Source organism: Thauera sp. 27, from assembly GCF_000310125.2.
GTDB classification, from domain to species: Bacteria; Pseudomonadota; Gammaproteobacteria; order Burkholderiales; family Rhodocyclaceae; genus Thauera; species Thauera mechernichensis.
In genome coordinates, this window is sequence record NZ_AMXB01000021.1 from 44,452 (window position 1) to 58,181 (window position 13,730).

12 protein-coding genes and 3 tRNA genes are annotated in these 13,730 nt (G+C 65.1%); 11 read left to right on the forward strand and 4 right to left on the reverse strand.

Annotated features, from left to right (window positions below):
• Positions 1-8: 8 nt before the first annotated feature.
• The 4 genes from acpS (at position 9) to B447_RS12635 (ending at position 4,505) form a co-directional block, all read left to right on the forward strand.
• Positions 9-386, forward strand: coding sequence for a holo-ACP synthase (gene acpS, locus B447_RS12620; RefSeq protein WP_002940531.1), 378 nt, complete (start codon positions 9-11; stop codon positions 384-386).
• A gap of 19 nt (positions 387-405) precedes the next feature.
• Complete coding sequence (gene nagZ, locus B447_RS12625) at positions 406-1,551, forward strand: beta-N-acetylhexosaminidase (protein WP_002940539.1); 1,146 nt, start codon at positions 406-408, stop codon at positions 1,549-1,551.
• A gap of 60 nt (positions 1,552-1,611) precedes the next feature.
• Complete coding sequence (gene uvrC, locus B447_RS12630) at positions 1,612-3,438, forward strand: excinuclease ABC subunit UvrC (protein WP_002940540.1); 1,827 nt, start codon at positions 1,612-1,614, stop codon at positions 3,436-3,438.
• A gap of 92 nt (positions 3,439-3,530) precedes the next feature.
• Entirely contained in the window at positions 3,531-4,505 is a 975-nt protein-coding gene (locus B447_RS12635; RefSeq protein ID WP_002940541.1) for a TIGR01212 family radical SAM protein, read from the forward strand.
• Between the two features lie 43 nt (positions 4,506-4,548).
• Here B447_RS12635 and B447_RS12640 read toward each other — a convergent pair whose 3' ends face one another.
• From B447_RS12640 to B447_RS12650, 3 genes are all read right to left on the reverse strand, one after another.
• Entirely contained in the window at positions 4,549-4,986 is a 438-nt protein-coding gene (locus B447_RS12640; protein ID WP_002929989.1) for a GatB/YqeY domain-containing protein, read from the reverse strand.
• Positions 4,987-5,109: 123 nt separating this feature from the next.
• The gene (locus B447_RS12645; protein WP_002940548.1) at positions 5,110-5,448 is read right to left on the reverse strand and encodes a hypothetical protein; all 339 of its coding nucleotides are present in this window, start codon (positions 5,446-5,448) and stop codon (positions 5,110-5,112) included.
• A 13-nt stretch (positions 5,449-5,461) separates the two neighbouring features.
• The gene (locus tag B447_RS12650; RefSeq protein ID WP_002940550.1) at positions 5,462-6,814 is read right to left on the reverse strand and encodes an NAD(P)/FAD-dependent oxidoreductase; all 1,353 of its coding nucleotides are present in this window, start codon (positions 6,812-6,814) and stop codon (positions 5,462-5,464) included.
• A gap of 207 nt (positions 6,815-7,021) precedes the next feature.
• Here B447_RS12650 and B447_RS12655 point away from each other — a divergent pair, with 207 nt between their 5' ends.
• Positions 7,022-8,395: a sigma-54 interaction domain-containing protein gene (locus B447_RS12655; RefSeq protein WP_002940552.1), complete on the forward strand. Its 1,374-nt coding sequence runs from the start codon at positions 7,022-7,024 to the stop codon at positions 8,393-8,395.
• Between the two features lie 315 nt (positions 8,396-8,710).
• On the opposite strand, the gene B447_RS12660 is transcribed toward B447_RS12655, so the two are convergent.
• Positions 8,711-9,172: a c-type cytochrome gene (locus B447_RS12660; protein ID WP_002940555.1), complete on the reverse strand. Its 462-nt coding sequence runs from the start codon at positions 9,170-9,172 to the stop codon at positions 8,711-8,713.
• A 172-nt stretch (positions 9,173-9,344) separates the two neighbouring features.
• Between B447_RS12660 and B447_RS12665 the strand changes: the two genes are divergently transcribed.
• From B447_RS12665 to B447_RS12690, 6 genes are all read left to right on the forward strand, one after another.
• Positions 9,345-11,939: a PEP/pyruvate-binding domain-containing protein gene (locus B447_RS12665; RefSeq protein WP_002940558.1), complete on the forward strand. Its 2,595-nt coding sequence runs from the start codon at positions 9,345-9,347 to the stop codon at positions 11,937-11,939.
• 107 nt (positions 11,940-12,046) lie between these two features.
• Positions 12,047-12,508 carry a hypothetical protein gene (locus tag B447_RS12670; protein WP_002929983.1) on the forward strand — a complete coding sequence of 154 codons (462 nt, stop codon included), beginning with the start codon at positions 12,047-12,049 and terminating at the stop codon, positions 12,506-12,508.
• A 98-nt stretch (positions 12,509-12,606) separates the two neighbouring features.
• Positions 12,607-13,182 carry a CDP-diacylglycerol--glycerol-3-phosphate 3-phosphatidyltransferase gene (pgsA, locus tag B447_RS12675; protein ID WP_002929982.1) on the forward strand — a complete coding sequence of 192 codons (576 nt, stop codon included), beginning with the start codon at positions 12,607-12,609 and terminating at the stop codon, positions 13,180-13,182.
• A 97-nt stretch (positions 13,183-13,279) separates the two neighbouring features.
• Positions 13,280-13,355: transfer RNA gene (locus B447_RS12680), tRNA-Gly, on the forward strand.
• A gap of 81 nt (positions 13,356-13,436) precedes the next feature.
• A tRNA-Cys gene (locus B447_RS12685) sits at positions 13,437-13,510 on the forward strand.
• 71 nt (positions 13,511-13,581) lie between these two features.
• Positions 13,582-13,657 (forward strand) — tRNA-Gly (locus B447_RS12690).
• Positions 13,658-13,730: the final 73 nt, after the last annotated feature.

Below are 13,730 nucleotides of genomic sequence, written 5' to 3' on the forward strand. Positions count from 1 at the left end.
GGCTGCGCGTGATACACGGTATCGGCACCGACATCGTGCGCGTGCAGCGCATGCGCGCCGCGCTCGAGCGCCACGGCGAGCGTTTTGCCTTGCGCATCCTCGCCGCCAGCGAGGTGGCGGATTGGCGCGCCCATCGCGACCCGGGGCGGTTTCTCGCCAAGCGCTTCGCGGCCAAGGAGGCCTTTGGCAAGGCGCTTGGCACCGGCGTTGCCGTGCCTGCCACGTTGCACGCGGTCGCCGTGGGCCACGACGCGCTCGGCAAGCCTGGTTACCTCTATGATGACCGCCTTGCTGCCCACATGAGCGAGCACGGATTGCGCGCGCACCTGAGCATCAGCGATGAGGACGACAACGTCGTTGCATTTGCGCTTATTGAGCGCGCCTGAGCGCAACGGAGCCGACAGCATGACCCAGCCCATCCACCGCCCGCGCGGCCCCGTCATGATCGACGTTGCCGGCACTGCATTGACCGATGAGGAGCGTGAACGCCTGCTCGACCCGCTGGTCGGCGGTGTCATCCTGTTTGCGCGCAACTACATCGGTTCCGACCAACTGCGCGCCCTCACCGCCGAGATCCGCGCGCTGCGCGATCCGGCGCTGATCATCGCGGTCGACCACGAAGGTGGCAGGGTGCAGCGCTTTCGCAGTGACGGCTTCACCCGCCTGCCGGCCATGCGCAGCCTCGGTGCCTTGTGGGAGCGGGACCACCTCGCCGCGCTCGATGCCGCCCGCGCCACCGGATTCGTGCTTGCCGCGGAGCTGCTGGCGCATGGCGTCGATCTCAGCTTTACGCCGGTGCTCGACCTCGACTACGGCTGCTGCAGCGCCATCGGCAACCGCGCCTTCCACCGCGACCCGCGGGCCGTCGCCGCACTTGCGCAGGCACTGTGCGCTGGGATGGCCGAAGCCGGCATGGGCTGCGTGGGCAAGCACTTTCCCGGACACGGATTCGTCGAGGCCGACTCGCACCACGACGTACCGGTCGACGAACGCGACTTCGATACCCTCTGGGCCGAGGACATCGCCCCCTACCGCCATCGTCTCGGCCGCCAGCTTGCCGGTGTGATGCCCGCCCACGTCATCTATCCCAATGCCGACCCCAGCACCGAACCCCATCCGGCGGGCTTCTCGTCGTTCTGGCTCAGGGACGTGTTGCGCGAGCGTCTGGGCTTCAAGGGCGTGATCTTCAGCGATGACCTCAACATGGAGGGCGCCCGTGTCGCCGGCGACATCGTCGGCCGCGCCAGGGCCGCATATGGCGCCGGCTGCGACATGCTCCTGGTGTGCAATCGACCGGACCTCGCCGCCGAACTGCTCGACCGCTGGGCCCCGGTCGCCGACGCCGACAGCCTTGCCCGCCTGGCCGCAATCGGGCCGGGTACGACCCGCCCCGCCTGGCTTGTCGACCCTTTCGCACTCGAACTGCACGCCCCCTATGTCCAGGCCCGCGGGCTTCTCGCGTCCATTCCCGAAGACATGAGCGCAACCGCGGCGATGACAGCAGCCACCATCGGCCAGCAACGTACCGAAGTCCTGCGCCAGGACGGATAATTCCCATAGGCAGCGGCTTTTCATCACCAACGCCGCTGGCGCCAGAAGCAGCCGACGAGTATGCGCATGTCCGACCCGAAGAACGAAACAGCCGCCTTCGACCCAAAGCCCTTCCTGCGCACCCTCACCGAGGAGCCCGGCGTCTACCGCATGATCGGCGCCGACGACAAGGTGCTCTACGTCGGCAAGGCCAAGAACCTCAAGCGCCGCGTCTCCAGCTACTTCCAGAAGACCGTTTCCAGCCCGCGCATCGCCATGATGGTTGCCCAGGTGCTGCGCGTGGACATCACCGCCACACGCTCCGAGGCCGAGGCCCTGATCCTCGAGAACAACCTCATCAAGAGCTTGGCGCCGCGCTACAACATCCTCTTCCGCGACGACAAGACCTACCCCTACATCGAGCTCTCGGCTGACGAGTTTCCGCGTCTGGCCTACCACCGCGGCGCCTTCACCAAGGGCGCGCGCTACTTCGGCCCCTTCCCGAACGCCTGGGCGGTGCGCGAGAGCATCCACCTGTTGCAGAAGACCTTTCAGCTGCGCACCTGCGAGAACACCGTCTACGCGAACCGCTCGCGGCCCTGCCTGCTGCACCAGATCAAGCGCTGTACTGCGCCCTGCGTCGGCCTTGTCGAAGCCGAGGCCTATGCGGCCGACGTCCGGCTAGCAACGCGCTTTCTCGACGGCCAGGCGAGCGAGGTGATCGATGACCTGACGAACCGCATGCAGGCTGCCGCCGAGCGCCTCGCCTTCGAGGAGGCCGCCGCCTGTCGCGACCAGGTACGTGTGCTGCAGGCGGTGCTGCACAAGCAGTTCGTAGACAGCCGCAAGGATGAGGATGTCGACGTGCTTGCTGCAATCGAGGAGGACGGCATGACCTGCGTGAACATCGCCATGGTACGCGGCGGCCGCCACCTCGGCGACCGGCCGCAGTTTCCCAGCGGTGCGGCGGTGTCAGGCGCTGCGGACAGCCTGCTCGCCTTCGTCGAGCAGCACTACAGCCAGCACCCCATCCCTGCGCGCATTTTGGTGAATCTCCCGCCTGAGGCGGTCAAGGAAACGCTGGCCGAGATCACCGACCGCCCGCCCGGCGTGGTGTCGCCGCGCTTCGCCGCCGAGAAAGCCTGGATGGAGATGGCAGAGAAGAACGCTCGCCTCGCCATTCAGGCTCGTGCGCGCGACACCGGCCGCATCGAGCAGCGCCTTGAAGCCCTGCGCGAGGTGCTGGGCATGGACGAGGCGCCGCAGCGCATCGAATGCTTCGACATCAGCCACACCATGGGCGAGGCTACGGTAGCGTCGTGCGTGGTGTGCGAGGCGGGCGCCATGAAGCGCGCCGAGTACCGCCGCTACAACATCACCGGCATTACCCCGGGCGATGACTTCGCCGCGATGCGTCAGGCGCTGGAGCGCCGCTACGGCAAGGTCGCGGCGGGTGAGGGAGTGTGTCCCGACCTGATCCTGATCGACGGCGGCAAGGGCCAGGTCAGCGCCGCGCGCGCCATTCTCGCCGAGGTCGGCCTCGAGTCGGTGGCGATGGTCGGTGTGGCCAAGGGCGAGGGTCGCAAGGCCGGGCTGGAAACGCTGATCTTCCCGGACGGTCGCGAGGGGCTGGCACTTGGCGGCGAATCGGCCGCGCTGCACCTGATCGTGGAAATCCGCGACGAGGCCCACCGTTTCGCCATCACCGGCCACCGCGCCAAGCGCGGCAAGGCGCGCGTAGGCTCCAAACTCGAGGACATCCCTGGCGTCGGCCCGTCACGCCGGCGCAACCTGCTCGCCGCATTCGGCGGCCTCGACGGTGTGCGCGACGCCACGGTGGAGGATCTGTGCCGCGTCGATGGCGTCAGCCGCAAGCTGGCCGAACAGATCCACGCCGCTTTGCATTGAAGTCGGGGAGCGATTTGCGCCTGGTCAAGGGCGGCGGCCGGGGCCGGGCGCATACTGCGCCGCCTCCGATCTGCCCCGCCCAGGCCGTACCCATGCACCTCGCCGCCGCATCCGTCGCTACCGAGATCAGCTCGCCCTTCGGTGGGCGCCGCTACAACGCCTGGAATGACCATGTGAAGCGGCGCTACGGCGGGCGCGTGCAGAAGGTGTCGGTGACCGCCGGCTTCACCTGCCCGAACCGCGACGGCACCCTGGGGCAGGGCGGCTGCACCTTTTGCAACAATGCCGGATTCACCCCCGGCTATCTCGATCGCCGCGATTCGATCCATGCGCAGATCGACACCGGGCTGCGCTTTCTGGACCGGCGCTATCCCAACAGCGTGCGTTTCATCGCCTATTTCCAGAGCTACACCAACACCTATGGTGAATTCGAACGCTTGAAAGCGGTATATGACGAGGCGCTCGCGCATCCGCGCATCAGCGGACTGGCGATCGGCACGCGGCCGGATTGCCTGCCGGAGGCGGTGCTCGACTACCTGGCTGAACTTGCGCGCGAGCATATCGTGGAGCTGGAGATCGGTGTCGAGTCTTGCGACGACGAGGCGCTTCGGCGGGTCAACCGCGGTCACGACTTCGCCTGCAGCGAGGACGCCATCCGCCGCGCCGCTGCGCGCGGCCTGGAGAGCACCGCCCACCTGATCCTCGGCCTGCCCGGAGAAACCCGCACGGGCATGCTCGATGCGGCGCGGCGGCTCTCCGTGCTGCCGCTGGCAGCCTTGAAACTGCACCAACTGCAGCTGGTGCGCGGCACGGCGATGGCACGCGACTGGCAGCGGGATCCCGCCTCCGTACCCCTGCTGGACGAGGAGGCGTACATCGAGCTGCTGGCCGATTTCGTGGAGCGGTTGGCGCCGCACATCATGTTGCAGCGCCTGGGTAGCGAGGTACCGCCTGCGCTCAAGCTTGCCCCGCAGTGGAACATGCGGCTGGCCGAACTGGCGCCGCGGCTCAGCGCCGAGCTGGCGCGGCGGGGAAGCTGGCAGGGGCGCCTATACGAGGCAGCCTGATCGCAGGCTGCGGCCCCGGCGGCAGCGCCGGCCGGGAGCGGCGTCAGCCGAGTGCGGCCTTCACCCAGGCGTTGGCTTGCTTGGCGTCGAAGCCGCTGCCGTACTTTGCCTTCAGCGCGCCCATCACCACGCCCATCTGCTTGGGGCTGCGCTCGGCCAGACCGGCGACGGTGTCGGCGATGAAGGCCTTCACCTCCTCTTCGGTTGCCATCGGCGGCAGATAGGCGGTGAGGATGGCGGACTCCTGCTCGAGCACTGCGCGGCGGCCCGCATCCTTGATCACGCCCAGTGCTTCCTGGTTGTTCTTGAGGAACTTGCGGATCGTCTGCTGGACTTCGTCGTCGCTGCTTTCGCGGTTTCCGGCGTTCTTGCCGACCATTTCGGCTTCGCCGATGAGAGTGCTCAGCAGGGTGGCGCGCACGCCGTCGGCGGCCTTGCGTGCGAGCAGGGAATCCTTCTTGAGTTGGGCCAGAAGGCTCATTCGTTTCTCCGTGATGTTGTTCAGCCGGGGCGCCGCATCGGGGCGCCCCGCGAGCGCACGGAGTTTAGCGCAGTCGCGCCCTCGGTGCCGGGCCCAGCCTGCGTTCGGTGCCGTGCGGCTGGGTCAGGCCTGCCGGCACATCGTCGCCGCCAGCGGCCAGGCAAGTGCCGCACCGACGGCGCCGAAGGAAGCGGCATAAAGCAGCAGGTTACCCCAGTCCACCCAGTAGCTCACGTTGGCAAAGGAGGATTGCGTCAGCCCGGGAGTGATCGCAAACGTGATTGCGGTGACAGCGAGGCCGACCACGATCGCGGGCTTGATGGCCTTGCACCAGGCCGGCTGGCCGCGGCGGGCGGCGACCACCATGAGCACCAGCCACAGTGCGGCGGTGCCCACCACCACCGGCAGGTACATCAGCCCGAGTTCGAACAGGATATTCAGCGTCAACCAGATTTCGTACATGTCTCGTCTCCCTTCAGACCCGGCCCTTGGCGACCGCCATGTAGGCGGGCTTGAGCAGGCGGTATTTCATGACCCAGGCGAAGTAGCTTTCCTGCATCGGGTCGATCATCGGTAGCGATGGGGTGAGCTTGCCGTCGTAGTCGAACTCGATGAGCATCGCCGAGCCCTCGCGCAGGATCATCGGGCACGAGGTGTAGCCGTCGAACAGCTGCGAGGGCTCGCGACCGGCGATGACGTCGATCAGGTTCTGGGTGACCATCGGCACGCTCTTCTTGACGGTGGCGGCGGTCTTGCCGCGCGGCGTGCCGTTGATGTCGCCGAGGCCGAAGACGTTCGGGTAGCGCCGATGGCGCAGGGTCTGGCGGTCGACCTCAAGCCAGCCGCCAGCGGCGAAGTTGCCCTCCTGCCAGGCGAGCGGACTGTTCTTGACCGCGTCCGGCGCACGCATGGGCGGCACGACGTGAATGAAGTCGTAGTCTTCCTCGACGCGCTGGCCATCCGGCGTGACCAGGGTGGCGCGGCGGGCGGCGATGTCGACGCCGACGAGCTTGCTGTTGAAGACCACTTCGACGTTCTGTGCAGCCCAGTCCGCCAGCACCTTGTCGTTGATCTTGGGCACGCTGAAGACGACGCCAAGGGCTGAATGGAAGGACACCTCGGACGACGCCAGCGTACCTGCCTGGCGCAGGCGGTCGACCAGCATGAAGGTCGTCTTGAGCGGCGCCCCGGCGCACTTGATCGGGGTGGCAGGCAAGGTCATCAAGGCCTTGCCGCCCTTGCGCCTGAATTCGTCCATCGCCTTCCAGGTCGCCACGGCAGCGTCCGAGCTCGGATAAACGCTGGTCAGGCCGTTGCGGCCGATCGCGTCTACGTCCATGCCCTCGATCTGGCTGTAGTCGAGGTGGACGCCGGTGGCGACGATGAGGTAATCGTAGCCGATGCGGCGGCCGCTGTCGGTGACCACGGCATTGGCGTCGGGGTCGAACTCGGCGACCATCTCCTTCACCCACTCGATGCCACGGGGCTGGAGATCGCTGTTGCGGTCGATGACTTTGTCAACCGGCCATACGCCAGTGGCGACCAAGGTGTAGCCAGGCTGGTAGTTGTGAACTTCCTTGCGGTCGACAATGGTGATGCTGGCGCCGTCCAGTTCGCGGGCGAGGCGGTTCGCCACGGCGATGCCGGCCAAGCCGCTGCCGGCGATCACGACGCGTGCGCTGGTCTTGATGCTCGCACCCGCTTTACCTGCGGGGACGGTCAAGCCCAAGCCTGCCGCAACCGGCAGGGCAGAGGCGCCGAATAGCAGCCGACGCCGTGTGCTGTCGCAAGGCCGCTCGTCGGGCTTGTCAGATGCCGTTTGTCTCATGTGTTCCTCCTTCATCTCCGTGGGGTCCAGGGACTCGAATAGTTCTAAACATGACTATATAAGGAAATACTTACTATTAGAAGGGGTATCTGTGTCGCAGCGGGGAGGGGGGACGTGCATGAGCTTGCGTGCCTTCGATCGTGATCATTGACCGTCAGGGCTCGCAGCCGGCAGACTTTCGGCAGACATCTGCCATTGGTGACAGCCATGCCACACGACTCGCGCCCGCTGCCTGAGCTGGTCTCATTTCTGGAGACGCTGCCTGAACCGCACATTCTGTGCGACCGTGATTACCGCATCATTGCCGCCAACGAGGCTTACCGGCGTTCATGCGCGGATGGTGCCAGCGTCGTGGGGCGGACCTGCTACGAGGTTTCTCACCGCTACAGCGTACCCTGTGACCGTGCTGGCGAGTCCTGCCCGCTGGCGCGCAGTCTGAGTTCTGGGCAGCGCGAGCGCGTGTTGCACCTTCATCACACGCCGCGCGGAGAGGAGTACGTCAACATTGAACTTTCGCCGGTGCGCGACGCCGATGGTGAGATTGCCTGGTTCATCGAGAAGATGGAGCCAATGCATGTTGCGCGCGGCGTTTCGGATCATCGCGGCCTGATCGGCCGCTCGCCCGCATTCCAACGCATGCTGGAGCTCATTGCGCGGGTTGCGCCTTCTGACGCCAGTGTGCTGCTGCAGGGCGAGTCGGGTACGGGCAAGGAGCTCCTTGCCAGCGCGGTTCATGAGGCGAGTCGGCGCGCCGACCGTCCCTTCGTGGTGGTCGATTGTTCCGGCCTGCCAGAGACCTTGTTCGAGAGTGAGGTCTTCGGCCACGAACGCGGGGCGTTCACCGGCGCCAGCGCACGCAAGCCCGGCCTGGTTGAGGCGGCGAGTGGTGGGACACTTTTCCTGGACGAGGTCGGCGACATTCCCCTCGGCATGCAGGTCAAGCTGCTACGCCTGCTCGAGACCGGCACCTATCGTCGTGTCGGCTCCACCGAATTGCGCCGGGCCGATATTCGCTTGGTGTCGGCAACGCACAGGCCGCTCAAGCGCATGATCGTGGAGGGCGGCTTCCGTCAGGATCTGTATTTCCGTATCAACACGTTCCCGATTCGGGTTCCGGCGCTGCGCGAGCGCGAAGGGGATCTGCCGCTGCTGATCGCGTCATTGCTCGAGCGCGTGGCACCTAACCGCCGTCTGGCGCTCTCCGCGGCCGCGTTGCAGGCACTTGCGCGCTACCCCTTTCCGGGCAACGTGCGAGAACTGCGCAACGTGCTCGAGCGGGCCAGCCTGATGTGCGACGGCGAAACCATCGGGCTCGAGCACCTGGCAGAGGATCTACTGTATCCGGAGGCGGACCTGGATCTGACTGAGGCAGGGGCCTCGGATCGCGAATCCGCTATCGAGCCTACGGCGCCCGTGCTGGATCTGCTCGAAGTTCAGCGCCAGGCGCTACTGCGGGCGGTGCGCAGCCACCGCGGCAGCCGTCGTGAGCTTGCAGCACGCCTCGGAATAAGCGAGCGCACCCTGTATCGACGGCTCAAGGACCTGGGTCTGGTTGATCATGGAGCAGCCACGCTCGCGTGAGGCGCGCAGGACGTTGCCGCTGCCAGGTGCTGCCGCCTCTGTCATTGGTGGCGGTATGTCTGCAGATTTAGGCAGTGCTGTGTCAGCTCAAACGAGCCGGTCGATCGTGCAAGTGTTTGAATCGAAAGAGTTCAAAGTTTTGGCATGGTGCTTGCTTTTAAGTGAACTGCGAAGCGGGGCCGCATCGTGAAAACTGTACGATCGTCCCCCTCAGCGATCCACCCCCGGCAGTGTCGCCACGACTGAATCCGCGGGCCCGCTTCGCCTTTTCCCTCGCGCTCGCTTCGCCGTTGCAGCCTTCGTGCGCTGGTTGTATCAGCGGCGGAAGTCGTTGTGGCAGGCCTTGCAGCTGTTCTGAACCGCCTCGTATGCGCTGCGGGCGTCGGCCTGGGTGCGGCGCTCGGCCGCTGCCAGCAAGGCATCCGTTGCTTCAAAGAAACGCACTCGCTTGGCTTCGAACTCGTCTGGCTTCTGCCACACGGCGGCTTTGGCCTTGGTTGGCGGGTAGTTCGTGTCCGCACCGAAGTGTGCCCAGGGCTGGTCGCGCAGGGTGTTCAACTGCTGCGCGAGGCGCGCGAATGCGTCGGCGTCGAAGCGCTCGGTACGCAGCATCGTGCCCATCGGCTCGAAGGTCCGCAGCATGGCCTTGAAGGCTTCCTGGCGCTTGGTAACGGGCTGGTCCGGGTGGGTATCCTCGACCTTCTGCGAACACGCCGTCAGGCTCAGCGCAAACAGGGCAGTCAGGGCAACGCGGGCGGTCGGTTTCATACGGTGCATCGGTTCGATCCTTAGTGGGGCGCGCAGTATACGCGCTTGTCTGGGCTAGTCCGGCTGGAGGTGTCTGCAGCCATGGGCTGGACAAAGGAATACCATCGGGTCTGGGTCTGTCCACGCCGGAGGAAGTTCCCTTCTTCGCGCCGGCTTCTCTTCCTCGCTGCCGGGGGTCCTCATGACGCCGCACCCTGCTTCCCAGTCCGCCGAGTTCGCTCCCACCACCGGCCTGAGCTCACTCGATGCTGTCATCAGCGGGGTGGCGCGCGGTGACAACATCGTCTGGCAGGTCCAGTCGCTCGACGACTACCAGGCGCTGGTGACGCCCTATGCGCATGCCGCGCGGGCGCAGTGTCGGCGTCTGGTCTATTTCCGCTTCGCGTCCCATCGCGCCTTGCTCGATGCAGGGAGCGGGGCGGAGATTCACTATCCGCAGCCCGCGGCGGGTTTCGACGCCTTCGTCGATCAGGTGCACTCGGTGATCGAGGCGGCCGGACCCGAGACGATGTACATCTTCGATTGCCTGTCGGAACTGGCAGATGCCTGGCAGTCGGATCGCATGATGGGCAACTTCTTCAGGCTTACCTGCCCGCGCCTGTTCGATCTGGATACGGTGACCTACTTCGCCGTGCTGCGGCACCGCCATGCACGCGCGGGCATGGGCATGATCACCGAAACCACGCAGTACCTGCTCGACGTCTTCCGTTGCCGCGACCGGCTCTATGTTCGGCCGATCAAGGTGCAGCACCGTTCCGCGGCGGTGATGAACCTGATCCACGCCTGGGACGCGGGCGACCATTTCCGTCCAGTAGCCGACAGCGGCACCGTCGCTGAGATCCTCGCCGGGTCGGGCTGGCCGGGGCTCGAGGACGAGCAGATCCGAAGCCACTGGCAGCATTTGTTCGACGCTGCACGCACGCTCGTCGCCCTGCGCGAGGCCGGTGTGCCGGACACCACCGCGGAGGCCGAAGCGTTCGCACGTCTTGCGTGCATGCTGTTTCCCGATGAACCAGGTCTGCAGGGGCTGATCGCGCGCTACCTTGGCCTCGAGGATCTGATCGCCGTCCGCGCGCGCATGATTGGTATCGGTACGATCGGCGGCAAGGCCGCGGGCATGCTGGTTGCGCGCGCGGTGCTGCGCCGCGATGCCCCCGCGCTGCACGCGCGAATGGAGGCGCACGACTCCTTCTATGTCGGCACCGAGGTGTTCGACACCTTCTTCGTCAGCAATGGGCTGTGGTGGGTGCGGCGGCGCCAGCGCGAGGATGCGGGCTTCCTGCAGGGGCTGGACGGCGAGCAGGGTGCGCGCCAGCGCATCCTGAAGGGGACTTTCCCGGATAGCACCTTGCGCCAGTTCGAGGCCATGCTGGACTACTTCCGCGAGTGGCCTTTCATCGTGCGCTCCAGCTCGCGCCTTGAAGACCGCTATGGCAATGCCTTCGCGGGACAGTACGACAGCGTGTTCTGCGTCAATCAGGGTACGCGCGAACGGCGGCTCGCCGATCTGCTCGACGCGGTGAGGGCTGTCTATGCGAGCAGCCTGTCCGAGCAGGCACTGCGCTACCGCAAGCGCCGCGGCCTGCTCGACGAACACGAGCAGATGGCCTTGCTGATCATGCGCGTCTCGGGAACGGCCGGCGGCCGTTACTTCCATCCGCATGCGGCAGGGGTGGGGCTGTCGGTCAATCCCTATCCATGGAACCCGCAGATCGACATGAGGGCAGGCGTGGTAAGGCTGGTTGCAGGCTTGGGTACGCGTGCAGTGGATCGCTCGGATGACGACTATACCCGGCTGGTGGCGCTGAACGCGCCGGAGCTCCGCCCGGAGACAAACTTCGGCGCGATCGCCCGCCATGCCCAAAGGCGCATGGATACGCTCGATCTCGAGCGCAATGCCGTCGTCTCGGGTGTCTTTGCCGACCTGGTCAGGGGCCAGGAAGGGTTCCCCTTCGATCTGTTCACAACCCGCGAGGAACCGGGGCGTCCGCCTTTCCTGACTTTCGATGGTCTGATTGCACGCACGCCCTTTGTCGCTGATCTGCGAGCGCTGCTGGCAACGCTGCATGCCGCTTATGCGCATCCCGTGGAGACAGAGTTTGCCCTCAATGTGCTCGCCGATGGCAGCTACCGTGTCAACCTGCTCCAGTGCCGGCCGATGCAGGTCCGCAGTGTAGAAGGAGTGGCCGATGCGGAGCCTCCCGCGGAGGCAGAGCAACTTGTGTGCGCCCGTGGTGCGGTGATCGGTCCGAGTCGAGTCATCCAGCCGGATTGGGTCATCCACGTCAGGCCCGCCGCGTTCGGGGTACTCAACCAGTCGCAGCGCCTTGCCGTCACGCGGGTGATCGGCCGGCTCAATGGGCTTGCAGCAGGACGCTGCGTACTGATGCTGGGCCCCGGGCGCTGGGGATCACGCGATCCGTTTCTCGGCATACCGGTGCTGTTCTCGGAGATCAACCACATCGCCGCACTGTGCGAGATCGTGGCCATGCACGACAACCTGATCCCCGATGTCTCACTCGGGACGCACTTCCTGAACGAGCTCATCGAAGGCGACCTGCTGTACTTCGCCCTGTTCCCCAGGCTGGAGGGCAACATGCTCGATGAGGCGCGGTTGCTCGATCGACCCAACGTCCTGCCCCAGCTGCTGCCTGACGATGCCGGCTGGGCGGATGTGATCCACGTCGGGCAGTGGGCACACGGTAGCTTGCTGCTGTACGCCGATGCGCTCAAGCAGCGTGTTGCGGTGGTGCGAGCGCAGCCGCCGCTACCGTGAATATCGAGTATCGCCTCATGCGGCTGAATGAACTTGATCCAGTTCAAGCAGTACGGCGGACGAAGTCGATAGCATGGACGCAATTCGATTCCTCCTGGAGAGTCAGCATGCAGTTCCTACCCATGCTTGCAGTGGTGGTCGGCCTCGGGTTTGCGGGGCCTGCGCCGGTATACGCGGATTCCGACTCGCGTGCGGCGCCCCGCCTGAGTACCCCTGCCGACGAGATTCCCCGTCCGGCCGATGAGCGCCTGCGCGCCGGCATGCTTGATCTGCGCGCTCTGCTCGCACAGGGCATGGAGGGCGGGCAGCCGGTCGCGGAAGCGGACTACGTCGCACTGGCTGCAAAGATCGAACAGCAGGTGCAGGCCATCAGTGCCGGACGTGACTTTCACAACAGGGCAGGCCGTCATCTCCAGTGGCTGCTCGGCGACATTACCGATGGCGTACAGTTGATGCGCGATGCGCCGCGCGCGCCGGCCAAGCGGCTGGGTTTGATGCGAGTGGTTGAAACACTCAACTACTACGGGCGTGAATACGACCACCCTGGCTGGGAGCCGCTCAAGCCTTGATGCCCGCCCGGCGATCCAGGTGACGCCGTCCGGGGCATCGGCTTGAGTGGGACTGATATACTGCGCGTCCCCTTTCCTCATGCGAAACGCCCCCCGGCATGCCGCTCAACATCCCAAACGCGCTGACCTGGGCGCGCATCGTTCTCATCCCGGTCTTCGTCGGCGTCTTCTATTTGTCCGACGGGGCGTTGTCGGTCGAAACCAAGAACCTGATCGCCACGATCATCTTCGTGGTAGCCGCCGTCACAGACTGGTTCGACGGCTACCTTGCACGCGCCCTGGGGCAGACCTCGGCTTTCGGTGCCTTTCTCGATCCGGTAGCGGACAAGCTGATGGTGGCGGCGGCGTTGATCCTGCTTGTGCAACTGTCGCGCGTAGATGCGCTTATTGCAGTGGTGATCATCGGCCGCGAAATCACGATCTCGGCACTGCGCGAGTGGATGGCAAGGGTTGGGCAATCGGCAAGTGTTGCCGTAGCCTTTGTCGGCAAACTCAAGACTGCGGCGCAGATGGCGGCGATCCCCATGCTGCTGTTCAACGCCCCCGTGCTCGGTATCGACATGGTGCTGGTTGGTACCATCCTCATCTATGTCGCAGCAGGCCTCACCCTGTGGTCGATGGGTTACTACTTGCACCGAGCGATGCCTTTGTTGCTTGATAAGGGCGGTGACTGAGTGTTGCGCTACGCCAGTGAATGCAACGAACACGAACTAATTTTGTGATTGCGGTTGACGAATTAAAAAACTTGCCTATAATGGCGGTCTTTCCCGAGCGGGAATAGCTCAGTTGGTAGAGCGCAACCTTGCCAAGGTTGAGGTCGCGAGTTCGAGACTCGTTTCCCGCTCCAAGTATTCGTTGGCCAAGCGCTTTGCTTGGTCTGGAAGGCGGCTCCGGGCTGAGGCCAGGGGCAGCCGGCCAAAATGGTCGTGGCGCGATGGCAGAGTGGTTATGCAGCGGCCTGCAAAGCCGTGTACCCCGGTTCGATTCCGAGTCGCGCCTCCAGTAGTAAAAAGTAGTTTTGTAGTGTTGCGATGTGGTTGCAAAGTTGCTATAATTTGCGCCCTGTCGTTAAAGCGGGAATAGCTCAGTTGGTAGAGCGCAACCTTGCCAAGGTTGAGGTCGCGAGTTCGAGACTCGTTTCCCGCTCCAGATATTCTTGTGCGTCGTTGATTTAGCGACGCACAAATGCAAAAAGAGGCTCAGGCCTCTTTTTGCATTTGTG